General features: G+C 49.3%; 11 protein-coding genes. 7 read left to right on the top strand and 4 right to left on the bottom strand.

Annotated elements, in window-relative coordinates; all coding sequences use genetic code 11:
* Nucleotides 1-18: 18 nt before the first annotated feature.
* The 3 genes from uraH to uraD are packed head-to-tail and all read right to left on the bottom strand — an operon-like array spanning nucleotide 19 to nucleotide 1,917.
* Nucleotides 19-381, bottom strand: coding sequence for a hydroxyisourate hydrolase (uraH, locus tag K3T82_RS22970; protein WP_220195886.1), 363 nt, complete (start codon nucleotides 379-381; stop codon nucleotides 19-21).
* Complete coding sequence (pucL, locus tag K3T82_RS22975; RefSeq protein ID WP_220195887.1) at nucleotides 378-1,334, bottom strand: factor-independent urate hydroxylase; 957 nt, start codon at nucleotides 1,332-1,334, stop codon at nucleotides 378-380. The genes uraH and pucL overlap by 4 nt, the downstream gene beginning before the upstream one ends.
* Before the next feature lie 52 nt (nucleotides 1,335-1,386).
* Nucleotides 1,387-1,917: a 2-oxo-4-hydroxy-4-carboxy-5-ureidoimidazoline decarboxylase gene (gene uraD, locus K3T82_RS22980; RefSeq protein ID WP_220195888.1), complete on the bottom strand. Its 531-nt coding sequence runs from the start codon at nucleotides 1,915-1,917 to the stop codon at nucleotides 1,387-1,389.
* 959 nt (nucleotides 1,918-2,876) lie between these two features.
* Between uraD and K3T82_RS22985 the strand changes: the two genes are divergently transcribed.
* Both K3T82_RS22985 and K3T82_RS22990 read left to right on the top strand, forming a co-directional pair.
* A complete protein-coding gene (locus K3T82_RS22985) occupies nucleotides 2,877-3,929 on the top strand; it encodes a RodZ family helix-turn-helix domain-containing protein (protein WP_220195889.1) in 1,053 nt (350 codons plus the stop codon).
* Between the two features lie 231 nt (nucleotides 3,930-4,160).
* A complete protein-coding gene (locus K3T82_RS22990) occupies nucleotides 4,161-6,083 on the top strand; it encodes an endo-1,3-alpha-glucanase family glycosylhydrolase (RefSeq protein ID WP_220195890.1) in 1,923 nt (640 codons plus the stop codon).
* A 128-nt stretch (nucleotides 6,084-6,211) separates the two neighbouring features.
* Here the strand turns inward: K3T82_RS22990 and K3T82_RS22995 are convergent, their stop codons facing one another.
* A complete protein-coding gene (locus K3T82_RS22995) occupies nucleotides 6,212-8,449 on the bottom strand; it encodes a serine/threonine-protein kinase (RefSeq protein ID WP_220195891.1) in 2,238 nt (745 codons plus the stop codon).
* A gap of 417 nt (nucleotides 8,450-8,866) precedes the next feature.
* Between K3T82_RS22995 and K3T82_RS23000 the strand changes: the two genes are divergently transcribed.
* The 5 genes from K3T82_RS23000 to K3T82_RS23020 all read left to right on the top strand — a co-directional run bounded on the left by K3T82_RS23000 (nucleotide 8,867) and on the right by K3T82_RS23020 (nucleotide 17,097).
* Entirely contained in the window at nucleotides 8,867-9,319 is a 453-nt protein-coding gene (locus tag K3T82_RS23000; RefSeq protein ID WP_236031566.1) for a MarR family winged helix-turn-helix transcriptional regulator, read from the top strand.
* A 30-nt stretch (nucleotides 9,320-9,349) separates the two neighbouring features.
* A complete protein-coding gene (locus tag K3T82_RS23005) occupies nucleotides 9,350-11,077 on the top strand; it encodes an ABC transporter ATP-binding protein (RefSeq protein WP_220195893.1) in 1,728 nt (575 codons plus the stop codon).
* On the top strand, nucleotides 11,074-12,963 hold the full coding sequence (locus K3T82_RS23010) for an ABC transporter ATP-binding protein (RefSeq protein ID WP_220195894.1): 1,890 nt from the start codon (nucleotides 11,074-11,076) through the stop codon (nucleotides 12,961-12,963). Before K3T82_RS23005 ends, K3T82_RS23010 begins: the two co-directional genes overlap by 4 nt.
* A gap of 147 nt (nucleotides 12,964-13,110) precedes the next feature.
* Complete coding sequence (locus K3T82_RS23015) at nucleotides 13,111-16,722, top strand: adenylate/guanylate cyclase domain-containing protein (RefSeq protein ID WP_220195895.1); 3,612 nt, start codon at nucleotides 13,111-13,113, stop codon at nucleotides 16,720-16,722.
* Between the two features lie 18 nt (nucleotides 16,723-16,740).
* Nucleotides 16,741-17,097, top strand: coding sequence for an ester cyclase (locus tag K3T82_RS23020; protein WP_220195896.1), 357 nt, complete (start codon nucleotides 16,741-16,743; stop codon nucleotides 17,095-17,097).
* Nucleotides 17,098-17,146 lie beyond the last annotated feature (49 nt).

Below are 17,146 nucleotides of genomic sequence, written 5' to 3' on the forward strand. Positions count from 1 at the left end.
TTGTTTATTGTAATGAAGCTAGCTACCTCGGTATGTACTGTACGCCCATGGTGATACCAGTAGCGGTACGTGATAATGATCTTCAGTCTGGGCGATGCCAAAGCGGATAGGTACTTTATCTAGAAAAGCAGGCTTAGGTAGGCTGCTGCCATGTACAGTAAAGTAGTCACCAACTGAGAAAACTAGCTCATAGTGTCCTACAATCAGTTCCGCGCCTTGCAAAAGTGGTTCGGCAGTACGCCCGTTGTCATTGGTGTTGGTACGTTTGAGTAATTCAAGTCGCTTACCCTGAACGTTGACGCGCCATAATTCAATGTTCATGTCAGTGGCAGGACAACCATGCATTGTGTCCAGAACATGTGTTGTTAGCATACCTGTCATAAACGTGGCTCCTCTGACTGGTTCTCCTCGGATGTTCGGCTGAGAGTCAGGTGAATATTGCCAAAAGCGGTAAAGGGGTCTGTGTAGACCTTAATTTGCTCCTCCTCTTGTGCCGCCACGACGAGATCACGCGTATGGTTCTGGGCATCAAATGTAACCGTTGCCAACTGGGGGAAACGTTCTAGCAGACGGCACCCCATTTCATAGACGAGATGCTGGATCGACTCACTAACAAATTCATCGAAGACAAATTGTATGAGGTCGCGCACCTGTTCAGAAGCTACATATGCCGCGTGATCAGGGGTCAGGAGAGATGTGACATCCGTATATGTCCAGTATACATTCAGGCGTATGAAGAGGGGGCGATCCATGCGTTCAGGAAGCGTTGTGTATTCGTCCTGCACAAAGTGTGTGAAGGCGCTTCCTGTGACCTTGAATAATTCCATTTGGAGCCGCCCACATTGATGGGCTGTGATAACAGGCTGTTGGTTCGTGTCCCGAGTAAAGTCCATTGTGGCTGTCGTGAAGTCACCATGTTCCCGCCTGAAGAGTATAGTGCTTGCCTTCTCTGGTAGTTGTGCGGGGGAGAAGGGTAATTCGCGGGTGGTGAGGCGAATTTGCTCCATTTGAGTGTATGTGGAGAGGAAGCGTTGACCGAGGAAAATCAGCAGAGCTTCAATTGTTGACCCCTCGAAGTTGAGTGCCTGGCGTAGCACAAAGTTTTTCATGCTATCAGTTGCAACAACATTACGATTATCACCTTCGGTATAAGCGGGCAGGAAGTTGTTGCCGAAGACCTCGACATCGATGAGTAGCGCGAAGAGCGTATTTGGCCGACCCTTGAAACGTGATTCAGGAATTGGTGTAATGTTTGTAAGTGGTTGTGCATATACCCGATAGACCGGAATATTGAGCTTCCCATAACTGATTGTACATCTGTAGTTCCTATGCATACCCTTCTCCATTAGAGCGTCGCGCTAGGTGTGCACGCTGGTGTAAACGCCATCAGAGTGAATCATCTACCACAAGATCACGTAGACGTAGAGAGCAGATCTTTGCAACCTCTGTTAAAGCCAGGGTAACCTCCTGCTCAAAGGTGTGATTCAACCGTTTGTCAAAGCCATCCAGAATGCTTTCCTTCTTATTCTCGCGGGCGCAAATGACGAATGGGAAGCCGAAGCGTTCACGATAAAGCTTGTTGTTGTGTTGGAAGGTTGCAATCTCCTCGCCAGTAAGTTGGTCCAATCCAGCAGCAGCCTGTTCTCCCTTTGACGCTGGTGAGAGGCTGCCTATCAATGCCGCACGCCCGACGAGGTCAGGATGGGCACGCAGAAGCGCAACCTGTTGATCCAGGGGAGCGGCATACATAATGGAACAGAGAACCTGATGTAATTGATCGAGGCTTGCGAATGGACGGGTAGGATAGGCGTTGGTGACGATCCAGGGTGGACCCTCAAAAAGGTTTGCCAATGCGCTTATGAAGGTTTCTTTCTCGTAGGTGTTGATGTCCTGAAGGGTTATTGTTAGTGATGCCATCTCAATCCTTTGCTAGCAATGCAATCGCCGAAACTGCTTACATGAAAAAAGAAGGCCTTACTATTATGTCTGAAAGCGTTATCAATGTCAAGTTGCCATTTGAAATAATTATAGATTTGTAATTATGAATTAATGATATTGGTTGGTGATAAAATACGAATCATGTATTTATATTGAAATAATGCTATTAATGAATGTCACCATTGTAATGATGAGTCCGCAATGGATTCACATTCGTGATGGCGTGCTAGCTATTAGGGAGAAGAGGTGGATCAAATAGTAAATCCTTTGCGCAGGCTAAAGCATTGAGTTTCCATATGGAAGCCCAGGTCTGTTGAGCATTGATGTGGTCTGGCCAGGCAAGTTAAATTCAAGGAGCGTGTTTGTGCGAAGTCGCACAATTTGAGGTTGTGTGAGCTATGCTCCTGATTCGCCTTTTTGGTATCAAAAACTGCTGCACAAAGGTAACAGAATACTAGAATATTGTTACCACTCATGCTACTATTGGAACAAGTCCATGCCCAGAGACAGGTGAGGTGGCCTCATCATATGTGCTATTTAAATCTACTTATAACTACTCTATTTACCCTACCTTCTTCTGGCTTTTGTGTGTGACCGAAAGGAGGCCCTAAGTGAGCGAAGAGAATGCCCCAGAAAAGAAGTGGGAGGGAGATCTTTTCCCATCGGAAAAGGTGAGGGAGTGGTCTAAGAGTCTCGCCCAGGCGAAGGATGAGAATAAGAACGCGAAGCCTGCTGGAACTCAGGTGCCTGAATCTTCTAAGAAAAAAGATGTATCGCCTGCTACTTCTCTTGTTGCATCTAAAGACTCTATCACCCCCTATATATGGGGAACTCCTGAAAGTTCTAAAGCTCCTCAGGTGAGATCTTCCAGGTCGCGTGGCCCTATTTTGAACTTGGGTCAGGATATCAAAACCAGTGACAAAAAAATTGTTCAACCTTTGTCGACAGAAAAGATAGAAGACGATAAATTTGAAGCTGCTCTACCCTCTATTTTTGTGGTTGATCATGACTTGCCTGTTCCAGGCTCGATTATACGTAACTTGCTGAGCACACGAATGCGTGGCGATCTTTCAAAGACTTTGGAGGATGCTGAGCCTGAATCTGGTGGCACTACATTTTCCTCTAAAGAAACAGCATCTACTGACAGTTCGACCGATGTTGTTATACCAGCGATGGCGGATAACATACCTCAAACTCTGGGCTTTATTCCGCTTGCCCATAATAAGCCTGCTAAGAGGAAGAGGCCGCTATACTCTATCTTCATCGCCGCAGTGGTAATTTTACTTTTGCTTGGTGGGCTTGGCACGACCTTCTTTTTGCAACAGAGGACACAGGGTTTGCCCAGGGAAGTGAAGCAGTCAACGCCTATAGTGACATTTGAGAATACTACTATACTGTCGTCACCCACACCTGGGCATACCGCGACTACTAAACCTGGACAGACCGCAACCACAAATCCGAAGGTAACACCATCGCCTGTCAGTACCTCTCAGCCTACACCAACTATTGTCCCTACACAGGGGGTTACACCTGTGCCAACTAAAGCCCCAATTCCTCCTTCGCTCTACCAATGCTCCTTCGAGGATGGGCAACTTGAAGGTTGGGCACCACGTAGCAGCCCAAATGTATATGTACAAAACAGCACCAATGTCGCGCGAGATGGAAGCCATTCTTTGATGGTAACTTTTGCCAGTTCGGACAACTATCCTCATATCTCGACAACACCCACAAATAATCCTCCCTATAAAGGTCAGGTTGTTTCGGGTTATGTATATGTTGCGGCTGGGAGTAATGTTCGAGGTCGAATGTACATACTGGATCAGAATATGAATGGCTTTATTGGTGGACAAGATCTCATATCATTGCCAACGGGATCATGGTATTACTTAAGTTATCAAATTGGTTCCTGGGCTCAGGGGTCCTCGACCCGTGTTGGTTTTGAATTCTCTGGCTCAAATGTCGTTGTCTACGTTGACTCAGTCAATTGGTGATCGCATTTTGCAAGAAAGTAGCATGCAAGTACTATTTTAGAAGCAATAGAAGTGTAGTTTACTTTTGCCTATGTTATGCTATTTTCATCCATTAAATTGCCAGCAATGATTTTGCGTATCTTAGACAAGTAGGTGGGTATTGGTAGTTATAATCGGCACTAATGGGAACCATCATTTAGATGTATTAGCATGAAACATCTAAAAATCTAGATTAAAGAGGCCGTCGTACATATGAAGTTTCGAATGAACCGAAGACAACTCCTGACTTTGTCTGCCAGCGGAGCAGGCGTTTTATTTGCTGCCGGAGCTGGTCTGAGCTTCTTCAGCCCCGAAAGTTTTGGTTTAACACATGCGGCTGCCCCCATCCTTAACCCTTTCCCTTTTGATATGCCTTCGACTGCTACCCTGCGCGCGTCAAAGAAGAAAGCTTTCGCGTATTATTTCCCTCCATATCCTGTTTCGATTGAGAACGTGGTTCCCTCGCAAGATTATTACGCGCGTTGGCTTGATCCAGATGCCAAAAATGGCGAGTATCGTTCCATTGGCGGCTATTTGCGTGACCGACCTTTGGGTCGTGCTCCACGCGCAGAGAGTTCCTGGCTCCAGACTGATTATAAAATCGAGGTGCAGCGCGCCATCGATATTGGGCTTGATGGCTTCATCTACGAGATGCCAGATCACACTTCGGTTGATCAGCGCTGGAATCGTATTAACCTTATGCTCGACGCCGCAAAAGCGGTTGACCCTGGATTCCGTGTTGGATTGAGTATTGATTTTCCAACAGCGGCAGACTCTACGCCGAACAACATGGCGAATACGATTCTTGCGCTCAAGAATCATCCCTCACTTTTGCGCCTTGATGATGGACGGATTGTGGTTGCGCCATTCTATCCGGAGCGAAAGCCACTTGATTGGTGGAAGCAGTTACGCACTCTTGTCCAGGCAGGTGGAGCCGACATCGCGTTTATTCCTCTCTTCTTGAGCACGAATGTCTCATCTTATCAATCATGGATGAGCTTTACCTATGGTGTCTCTTCCTGGGGAACGCGTAAAGCGTCTGGTATGGGCAGCTATACAACCGATGCATCACTGGCTCATAGCCACAATAATATATGGGTCGCTCCCATCGCGACACAGGATACGCGCCCTAAAGAGGGAAATTATTGGGAGGGGTCGAATAGTCAGCTTCTGCGTAACTCCTGGACCTCGGCCATTCAGACAAATGCTGAATGGGCATTGATGTTGACCTGGAATGACTATTCTGAATCCACACAGTTTGCACCTTCTGTTGAGACTCAGTACGCGTTCTATGACCTTACAGCGTATTACACAGCCTGGTTTAAGACGGGTGTACAGCCAGCGATTACACGTGATGTGCTCTACTACTTCCATCGGACCCAATTTGCCAATGCACAGCCAGATACGACGAAGCAGACGAAGGTTATGACTTTGCGCGCTGCCAGCGATCCAGCCATCGATAAAATTGAGCTGTTGGGTTTCCTTAAGAGCTCTGGTACGCTGGAAGTAAGTGTTGCCGGCAATATATATCAGCAGCAAGCGAATGCTGGTATGACATCCTTTACAGCTCCCCTTGCTGCTGGTATTCCTTCCTTTCGACTTACACGCAGTAGCGCGTCGGTAATCTCAATGCCCAGCGCCTTCCCAATTGCAAGCAGCATTACATATCAGGATCTCATGTACCATAGTGGTGGAAGCTCGCGTGCTCCCATCATGACGCGCCGTTACTTTAAGCTTGTCAACCACAATAGTGGGCAAGTGCTTGATGATACCAACGGTGGTGGGGCTGGTACCGCGCTCTTGCAGCAAACCAGTAATGGAGCGACGAAGCAGCAGTGGATACTTGTTCCAGGACCAGACGGCTATTACCAGATTCAATGTAAGGCGAATAATCTGGTTATCGATATGCCCTCAACCTCGCAAAGCGCTTTCGCTACACTAGCTACACCTTCGAGCACCTCGGATAGCCAGCTCTGGCAGATTACACCTACAGGTGATGGCTATTGTGTGTTTACCAATAAGAAGTCAGGCTATGCCCTTGATGTTCGTGGCGCATCCCAAACCGCTGGAGCCAACGTAATTCAATATGCTTACCACCAGGGTGCAAATCAACAATGGCAGTTGCAGGTTGTCTAAGCTCTTAGAACAAAAAAACACGCCGCTGATATGCTCAAGTTTCTAAGTAGATAGCCTGTGTGAAACGCGAAAGAGCCATCTCACTTGCTCAGCTAGTGAGATGGCTCTTTCATGTGATTATTTAAGATTTAGAAAATTCTATAGATTGAGTATTCTTGTGGCGACGTAATGCAGGTGAGAAAGTAATCACAATTGACAATATAGGCGTTGATATCAAAGCGCGGGTCAGCTCTGGTTATGACCAGTGGCTCTTTTACCGGATCGTTGGGGTTTGTGATTGGGGATCGTAATGACCAGATATGGACTGAGCCACTTCTATCAGTGGAGGCGAGCATATCATAAGTAAGCCAGGTAACCTTCTGCACCGCTCGTCTCTGTGGCGCATGTCCATGATAGATTGTAACAGGGCCATCGGTATTTGTGAGATTATATACTTGCACTGTATAGTCAGAACTGGCGCTAGCCATGAAGGAATCCCAGCAAGCAATAGCGTTAATTTGGCCTGTGTGCTTGTATTGTGTGGTGATCTTGTCATCTTGCCAGACGCTGACACTTCCATTTTCGCAACCATAGCAGAGGTAAAGTTGGTTGTTATCAGATGGGACTTGCAATCTTAGTGCTGTGATGTGGTTTCCTGCTTCGTGATAGATACGCTTTGGTGAAGCGGTCGCGTTATTGCTATTATCGATTTTCGAAAGATTATAGGTATACACTGTGTCATTGCAGGCGATGGCGAGAACATCGCCGTAAAGAGAGAGTGCGGTGACGGAAGCCGGAGCCCTCACCTTGCGATATAGCTCACCCGTTGTAGCATCCCAAACGTGGATTGTAGCGTCACCCTCGGCACAGGAAGCGATGTAAGTGTCATGATGCGAGTGTGAGATATATTTGATTGGTCCAGATTCGTGTCCTGTATAGGTGATCGAGTGATGAGAATAGAAGACATAGATAGTATTATCCGTACAAGCCACTATACTAAAGGCGCTGTCTTCGGCGTCTGCGAAGGCCGTCGCGGTCGCAGGCAATGTCCATGTCGCGAGCTTTTCTATGCGTGTAAAGTTGGACGTCATTGGAATTGTATCATCGGGCTTGTCGTCATCAATTATCTTTGAATCCGTATTTTGTGTTGAGGTGATAGCTGGGGGTGCGGAGGCATGTGAGTTTCCCAGATACTGGGCCCCAAAGAATGCCGCCAGAGTAATAGCTCCTCCTCCTAAGATGAGCACCCTTCTTCGATTGATTTTCGCTGGTTGTTGCTGTGGAGATGAAGCTACAGGCTTCATGGGAATGATAGGTGCCCTCATATTGCTCCAGGCTGGTCGAGTGGTTAGTGAGTGTGGCACAGGCGCAGCAGGCGGATTCGAGCTGTCAAGAGTTGAGAGCGCACCTAGCAAATACATCTTGACTTCGCGCATGGTCGCGGGTCTCAACTTGGTGTCAAGAGAGGTCATACGCTCGATAAGTTCGACCAGTTTTGGGGAAAGACCTGGAGTCTGTCTGGTAATAGGTGAGAAGCTAAAGGGACTCTGCGAGGGATCTTCTCCTGTTAACATCTGGTGCAAGAGAGCACCCAGGCTATAGATATCTGATTTAGGCGTCGTTTGAGCTTTGCCATATTGTTCTGGAGCGGCATAGCCAGGAGAACCGAGTGGCAAGGTATCATGTGCTTTACCTCGTTTGAAATAGCGCGCTGTGCCAAAGTCAACCAGGGCGATGTGATTATCCTTCTTAAGTATGATGTTAGAGGGCTTCAGATCGCGATAAATGATACGTGGGCTCTTATTGTGCATATAGGCGAGTACTTCACACAGCTCGAGCGCTATATGGAGAAAGGTGCGAGTGGTTCCAACCTCGCGAAAGCTCGAGCTTGTCAGGGTTGAGAAATATTGCTCAAGCGTTTGCCCCTCGATGAAATCCATTACAATATACCAGTGCTCGGAATCAGTAAAGTGGTCATGAAGCTGTGGTACCGCCTTGTGGTGAAGCGTGCTCATGATCGCGATCTCGCTATTGAATGTCGCGGTAGCGTCAATCATTTCGTCCGCGCTCAGTCCTTTGAGATTAATGGCCTTGATAGCGACAGAGCGATGTTTGTTCTGCCTGTCAAACGCCCTATAGATAGAGGCATAGCCTCCCTCACCAATGGTTTCTACAATGCGATAACGTTGTTGTAGCAAATTCGATTGGTAAGTCAGTGAAGGAGAAGAGGTTACTGTTTGACGTGGTGGATGAACACGCGCGACCTGGACTTGTTGTTGACCCTGCCGCGTGGAGATTATGGGCTTGTTAGGTAACGACTGATGACAGTAGACACAACTGCTTGCGGTGTTACTATTTTCGGCCCCGCAATGATCACAGAATAACATCGTAACGATGCTCCTTGCTCGATATGAGTGAGCTATGATTCTGTATAAATTATTAGCGCGCGGGTACGGTTGCAATGGCATATATGGCAGATAGCGCGCGGGTGCTGTTATGTATGTATATAGATATACGTCAGAAGCTCGACGCCATCAAAAGCAGAGCTTGTTTTCTTCCTTGCTCCCTCTCGCTCATCTCACTAATTGCGATCCATCGAAAATATAGAATGTTTTAGTCGTTAGTTCGGCCCTGCTAAAAATAGTATTGACAATGACGCCATTTTCACTATATACTTAGGTTGCCAACTAATTTAGTAGACAATATAGTTGGCAACCTAAGTATATGAAAACCATAGCCACAGTAGAGGGCGCGCTCTGGTTTTCGGAAGATCGAACCTATTATAAGGGGGCAAGTAAGTGAGCATGACTACTCCCGCTATTGAGCAGAAACTCATGCGCGCCATGATGCATTTTAGGCGGTTAAGTTGGTATCCACAGACTATTGCCGGCCTGAAACCGAGCGAGATACGCGTGCTGATTTGCGTAAAGAGGCGCACAGCAGCAGAGAGTTCTGAGTTAAAGGTGTCGGAGATCAGTAAGATGCTCCAGGTGACGTCTCCAACCGTCACTCAACTGCTAAAGAGCCTGGAAGCGCACGATTTAATCGAACGTCATATCGATACTTTTGACCGACGAGCTGTTGGCGTGCGCTTGACCGAAAAAGGTGAAAGGGTCGCGCAAGAGGCTCATGAGGCTTTCACTTCTTCTATCAAGGGACTCATCGAATACCTCGGTGAGGAGCAAAGCGATCAATTAGCCGAACTATTAACCAGAGTTTCCTACTACTTTTCTGAGTCTGAGAGAGAAGCGGATTAATCTTTTTTGAATGAATGGAGATGAGAATTCATGATCAAGTTATTGCGGTTCTTAAAGCCGTATAGCATGACACTCATCCTGGTGCTGGTGCTCGCCTTTGCTCAAACAATGGCGAATTTATATCTGCCAACATTAATGGCGGATATCGTGGATAAGGGTATTGCGAAGCAAGATACGAATTACATCTGGAGCACCGGAGGTTGGATGCTCTTGATTGCTGTGGGAGGTACGATCTGCGCTGTAGTGGGCATGTTTTTCTCCTCCCGCGTCGCTACTAGCTTTGGTCGCGATCTTCGCGCAAGCATTTTCAGTCGTGTCGAGCAGTTCTCGCTGCATGAGTTCGATACGTTGAGCACTGCCTCGCTCATTACCCGTACGACGAATGATACAACCCAGGTGCAGCAAGTCATGGTAATTAGCCTGAGTATGTTGATTATCGCGCCTCTAATGTGTATCGGTGGTATTATCATGGCGCTCGAACAGGATTTGGGACTCTCCTGGATTCTGGTTGTGATCGTGCCAGTTCTCATTATCACGATTGCTCTGATGATGAGCCGGGCTATCCCTCTCTTCCGCTTGATCCAGGTCAAGCTCGATAAGCTGAACCTCATCCTGAACGAGGGGTTGACTGGCGTGCGCGTGGTTCGGGCCTTTGATCGCATACGCCATGAGGAAGAGCGTTTTGATGAGGCCAATCTCGATCTCACTGAAGTTGGTATTAAGGTGAATCGTCTGGTGGCAGCCCTCATGCCTGTCATGATGTTGGTACTGAATGTCTCAAGTATCGCTATCATCTGGTTTGGCAGTATTCGTATCGATAATGGCGACATGCAGGTTGGGGCTTTGATGGCGTTCTTACAGTATGCTATGCAAATTCTCTTCTCCCTGCTTATGGTGGCGATGCTGTTCATCATGCTTCCTCGTGCAGCAGCCTCCGCTGTTCGTATCAACGAGGTGCTGGCGACAGAACCCGAGATTGTCGATGCTGAACAGGTGGTACGCGCCGATGAGAAGCGCGGGTATGTAGAGTTCCAGGATGTGACCTTTAGTTACCCTGGTGCGGAAGAGCCAGCCATTTCGAATATTACATTTAGTGCGTTCCCTGGTGAGGTGACGGCCATTATTGGTGGCACTGGCTCTGGAAAATCGACTCTAGTTAATTTGATTCCGCGCTTCTATGACACAGATAGTGGCCAGATTTTGGTTGATGGCGTCGATGTGCAGGCGATGTCGCAGGAACATCTGCGCGAGAAGATTGGTTTTGTGCCGCAGAAAGCTGTGCTCTTCTCTGGCTCCATCATTGAGAATCTTCGCTATGGTAAAGATGATGCCACTGATGAGGAGATGCGCCATGCGGCGGAGGTGGCACAAGCCGCAGAGTTCATTACTGGGATGTCTGATGGCTACAATTCCATTATCGCTCAAGGCGGGACAAACGTTTCTGGCGGACAGAAGCAGCGCCTCTCGATAGCTCGCGCTCTTGTGCGTAAGCCTGAGATCTACATCTTTGATGATAGCTTCTCCGCGCTTGACTTCAAGACCGACGCCCGTCTGCGAAGCGCGCTCAAGGAAGAGACGCAGAACTCGACAGTGTTGATTGTAGCCCAACGTGTGAGCACGGTTATGGATGCGGATCGCATTATTGTCCTCGATGAGGGCCATATTGCTGGTATTGGCACTCATAAGGAGTTGCTACAGACCTGTGATGTTTATCACGAAATTGTCTCTTCGCAGCTTTCTGTGGAGGAAATCGCATGAGCATGCAACGCAATAACAATCAGGGTGGCCCTATGCGTCCAGGTGGCCCTATGGGTGCGTTGGGGCGACCAGTAGAGAAAGCGAAGGATTTCAAGGGTACTCTTCGGCGTTTTACTGGCTACTTTGCTCCGTACAAGTTTCAACTTGCGGTCGTGCTGGTTACGGCTATCCTGAGCACAGTCTTTATGATCGTTGGCCCAAAGATTATGGGTATGGCGACAACCAAACTCTTTGAGGGGTTGATCGGTAAATATAAAGCTTTGATGATGCACCAGCCTGCGCCGGGCATCGACTTTACCTATATCGGCACCGTTCTGTTGTTCCTGCTGGGTCTGTATGTTTTGAGCTCCATCTTCGGCTATATTCAGCAGTACGTGATGGCAAGCGTTGGGCAAAGGACCGTGTATCGCTTGCGTAAAGAGGTTGATGAGAAGCTCTCGCGCCTGCCTCTGAAGTACTTCGATGGACGTCCTCATGGTGAGATCCTGAGCCGTGCAGTAAACGATATGGATAATATCAGCACGACGCTTCAGCAAAGCCTGACGCAGTTGATTACCTCTGTCGTCACCCTGGTTGGCGTGATTGTGATGATGTTTTCGATTAGCTGGTTGCTCGCCGTGATTGTGATCCTCACGCTTCCATTGAGCCTGGTGGTCACGATGGGTATCGCGAAACGTTCACAGACCTACTTCCGCGATCAGCAGCGTTCGCTCGGTATCCTCAATGGTCACGTTGAGGAGATGTACACGGGCCACAAGATCGTGAAGTCTTTCGGATACGAGAAGAAGTCTCTGGCTCACTTCGCCGAGTTGAATGAAAAGCTCTATGAGGCGGGTTGGAGGGCACAGTTTGCTTCGGGCATTATCATGCCACTTATGCGCTTCATTGGTAACATTGGTTATGTCTTTGTAAGCGTGGTTGGTGGAATCCTGGTTACGCAGGGTACAATCTCGATTGGTGATGTGCAGGCGTTCATTCAGTATGCCCAGCAGTTCACCCAGCCTATCACCCAGCTTGCCAACTTTGCCAATGTAATCCAGTCGACAATGGCTTCGGCTGAGCGCATCTTTGAGCTGCTCGACGAGCAGGAGGAGATACCGGAAGTTGCTGAAGCCAAGGTGATCGAATCTTCACAGGGCGCGGTAACATTTGAGCATGTCCGCTTTGGCTATAATGAGGACTCGATCCTGATGGAGGACATGAATATCAATGTTCAGCCTGGGCAGATGATTGCTATTGTTGGCCCGACTGGCGCGGGTAAAACGACCCTGGTCAATCTGCTCATGCGCTTCTACGAACTCAATGGAGGTCGTATCACGGTCGATGGTGTAGACATCACAGAGCTGAAGCGTGGGGCCTTGCGCCGAACCTTTGGTATGGTACTGCAGGATACCTGGCTCTTCAATGGCACTATTCGCGATAATATTGCTTATGGTCGCGATAATGCTTCAGAAGAGGAGATTGTACAGGCGTCGAAGGCTGCGTATTCTGATCACTTCATCAGAACGCTACCCGATGGCTATGACACCATCCTGAATGAAGAGGCGACTAACATCTCGCAGGGCCAGCGCCAGCTCTTGACTATCGCTCGCGCCTTCCTGGCTGATCCTGAAATTCTGATTCTGGATGAGGCTACCAGCAGTGTCGATACTCGTACTGAGATGCAGATTCAGACTGCTATGAGTGAACTGATGAAGGGTCGTACAAGCTTTGTGATTGCTCATCGCCTCTCAACTATTCGTGATGCTGATCTGATCCTGGTTATGAACCACGGTACCATTATTGAACAAGGCACACATAAAGAATTGCTTGAGCAGAATGGCTTCTATGCCGATCTCTACAATAGCCAGTTCACTGGTCGTGCCCTGCAAGAGGAAGCCGTATAGCTAACTCGATATTCAATCAACCCACAAAAGAGGTTTCCAGATTGAAATCTGGAAACCTCTTTTGTGGGTTGAACACTTGCTCTTTTCCCCTTGATTGCGTTAAGATAATGCCTAAATAGATGGCATTGCATGTTCAAGGAGAGGCCCATGCCCGACGAACGCAAACTGGTTACGATTCTCTTCGCAGACGTTACTGGATCGACCGCTCTGGCGGATTCGATGGACCCTGAGAATGTCCGAGCTCTTATGAGCCGCTACTATGAGCATGCTCACCGCATCATTACCGCTTACAGTGGCAAGTTGGAGAAGTTTATTGGCGATGCTGTAATGGCTATTTTCGGCTTCTCCCAGGCACACGGGGATGATGCTGAACGCGCGCTAGCCGCAGCCCTGGCTCTGCGTGATGCCATTGCCTCTGATGAGATCCTGCATCCTCTCTTTCGTCTGCGGATAGGCGTTAACACTGGTGAGGTCGTCGCTACAAGCAACCCTGAGCGTCTTGATTTTCTTGTGACGGGTGATGCCGTGAACGTCTCCGCACGTCTGCAACAGGGAGCCGAGCCCGACGAGATTATCGTGAGCGAACGCACGGCGCGAGCCGCGCGCAAGGCATTTTTGTTTGGCGAAGAGCGTATGTTACAGGCTAAGGGCAAGCCTTTGCCTCTGCGCGTCTTTCCGCTTACTAGTCGTCGTCCGAGTCGGCAAGTTGAACGCCCTCCCTTTGTAGGTCGCCTCGATGACCTACTGCATCTCGAGATTTTGAAATTGCATGTGCGCAATGGTCAACGATCGCGCCTGGCTTCGCTTATTGCTCCTGCTGGTACTGGCAAATCGCGTTTGTTGGAGGAGTTTGTCGTGCGCTTTAAGCCATCCGACAAATTCCAGGTTGCGTATGCACGTTGCCTCCCCTATGGGCAGACCCTTACCTATTGGCCTTTGCGTGGTATGCTCACTGACCTGCTTGGTCATGAGCCTGATAGAGGGCAGATTCGCTCCGTTTTTCGCCAGGGAGGGTACTCGGAAGAGAATGCAAGTCGTCTTACTGAGCACATATTAACGACTCTAGGTATGGAAGAGGGAAAATCCGCCCCCTCTGACGCCGATAGTGGGACTTCTGTCCCCACATCGGAAGAACTGGGCAAAATTGATGGTTGGCTAAAGTTTGTGGGGCTTGAACGAGAAGGTACCAGTGACTCTGGTCATACAATCTGGTCAGATGAGCGCACGAGCATGAAGAGAGACGCGGCTTCGGATGCTCCAGGCACGGTTAATCCTCCACCTCAGGAACCGCTGTCCATCCCTACGCCTCAAGTGAGGTCCATTCTGACTTCATCTATCAACGAATTGGCGCGACGTTTGACGCCTGGACCCGATTTCAATCCGCTCTCTGGTAATATTGATGAAATAGATAGGCAAGGGAATGAGCTTGGAGAGTTAATTCGTGCGAATATCTATCGCTCTCTTAAAGAGATAGTCCCTTCACGCTTCTATACACCCGATCGTAGTAGTCTCTTTGACGCCTGGAGCAAGCTCATTGAAGCTCTGACACGCCAGTCCCCACGCATACTCATCTTTGAGGATTTGCATTGGGCCAGTGATGCTCTGCTTGAGCTCATTGAGCATCTTATCCACGCCTTGAAAGATGTACCTGTGCTCTTTATCGCGACAGGTCGACCTGAGCTCCAGGACCGTAGCGCAACCTGGGGTGGGAAGGTTCCAGGTGTTACTACCATGCACTTGCAGCCGCTCGGCGATGCCGAAACACTAGAACTGCTGGACCGTATGCCAGTAACCATACCTGAGAATGTCCGCCAACTTGTTATCGAACGTTCTGGCGGCAACCCCTTCTTCGCTCTCGAGCTGATGCGTGGCTACGTTGAACATGTACAACGTGGTGGAGCTACTGATATTATTGCTCTTCCTGATACCGTTCATGCCGCTGTTCTCGCGCGTATCGATTTGCTTGCTCCCCAGGAGCGTACGCTTCTCCAGAGTGCGTCAGCCGCTAACCGCTCTTTTAGCCGGGAGTGGCTGGCTTCCCTCCTCGATGAGTCGAGTGAGCAGGATGTTGACGAGGCACTTGATGACTTGCTCGGTCGCGATATGCTGGTAGCGCTGGAGAGCGGTCGCTATGCCTTTCGCCATGCTCTTGTGCGCGATGTGGCCTACGGTACACTCTCGCGTGCCGAGCGTGTCCGTTTGCATAGCAAGAGCGCACTCTGGATGGAGGCCGCTGCCACTGACCATCTTGACGAATATATTGGCCTGATCGCTTATCACTATCGAGAAGCAATTCAATGCTCACGTCAGTCCGCCGTGCCCATTGAAATGCCTTTCCAGGCAGAACAGGCTGCACGCGCTTTAGAGCGTGCAGGGCTGCTGGCTGGTCGAACCGGTTCATATGAGGAAGCCAGAATGTATTTGCAACTGGCGATTGATCTTGCTCCTGAATCTGAATGTGTGCGCCTTTATGAGGAGTTAGCAGAGAGCACGCCACATGGGGAAATGGCTTGTGATACCTATCAGAAGGCGCTGGACTGTTGGCGTTCTACTGAGGAGCGTTTGCCGCTAATCGGCGCGCGCCTCTTGCGCAAACTCCTGATCGCGGCTACGCGTCATTCTTTCCTCCCTCGCTTCACCTTTGAAGAGGTGACTGCTATGCGCGAGGAGGCCCTCGCACTTGTTGAGCAGAGTGGCGATGAGGAGGAACGCTGGCGCATTCGACTGATTGCTTGCTTCGATCTCCGCTATTGTGATTCGGAGCAACATATGTCCCTGGCACCCTTACTTGCAGAGCAACGTGTATTAGCTAAGGAGGCTGCCGCTTACTTTGAGCAGCATGAGTCATGGGAGGCGCTTAGTGAGGCTTTGGATGCATATGGCGCACTGTCAATGCATGTCCATGATCTGCCTGAAGCCCTCAATGCTATGCAGCGCCGCCTGACTATCCCAAATCTGCCTGCCGGTGAGTGGGCGGACGCTGTTGGCTCGCTCGCTGATTGCCACTTCTTGATGGGAGACTATGATGCTTGCATCTCTGATGCCTGGGACGCGTTCAAGCATCTTAAGCCCGGTCAATCAGTGATTGGTTTCCAGAAGGTAGTAGGTAACGCCGCGTTCTGCGCTTTTAACTCTGGTCGATGGGATGAATTGGATAGACTTCGCTCGAAGATGGATGAAATACATGCACTTGTACAGACGGACAAGAGTGCACTGGTTTCGCTTGTACGCGCCTATCATTCGATTCTCCTGTTAGCTATGGCGCGTGAAGATAGTACCTTAATCGCTGAAATGGCCGCCAGGGTCCGCAGGGATGGGGAGCTTCTGGGACCCGGTTTTGCTCGCTACCTTGATGGTTTGTTGGAAGGCGATGCGCAAAAGATACGTGTGGATTACCCTCGACTTGCGGGGCATGTCCTTCGCCTTGCTTCTCTACTGATCTTGAACGAGCGTGGAGTCGCCCTTTCTGAGGAGGAAATTTCGCGTGTCAACGAGGATGGGAGCGGCTATCGCTGCTGGCGCGAGATCGCTCAGGCCCTGACCGCAAACGATAATGATCGTCTGGCGCAAGCGATTGATGAGGCCGAGGCGAATGGTCTCGCTCCACATGCAGCTCGTATGCGACTTGTTCTCGCTCAACGTTGCGGTGATCTTACACACTTTGAGCGGGCCCGTCCCGTTCTCGAACGCCTCGGTGATCGTCAGGGATTGCGCCGCCTTCAGGAGATTTCAGAAGGCATCACTACTCATCGCGCTTGAGTGTGGAGTAAAGAGTTTATGTCATCTTCTGAGAAGAAGAACCTTATCCGTTCGCTTTACGAGGCAATCAATGCTGGAAATTTGGTGCGTATAGATGAAGTCTTCGCGCCTGACTTCGTTGATCGCTCAACTTCTGAGCAGATACCAGGACCGCAGGGCGTGCGAGCATATTTTTCTCAGCTTCGTGCCGCCCTGCCGGACCTTACCATCACTATTGACGATCTATTTGCAGAAGACAATAGGGTTGCTGTCCGCACAACCTGGCGTGGAACGCTCGCGAGTGGTCGCGAGGTTCATCGAACTATGATGCAAATTTTCCGTATCCATCAAGGCTTCATCCTCGAAGAATGGAATGAAGGCGCTGATCTACTCTGAAATGGTGCGTGGAAGGAACTTTGCACAGGCTAAAGTTCTTTGCCTACAG

This window comes from Ktedonospora formicarum, from assembly GCF_016587355.1.
In the GTDB taxonomy this organism is placed as follows: domain Bacteria; phylum Chloroflexota; class Ktedonobacteria; order Ktedonobacterales; family Ktedonobacteraceae; genus Ktedonobacter; species Ktedonobacter formicarum.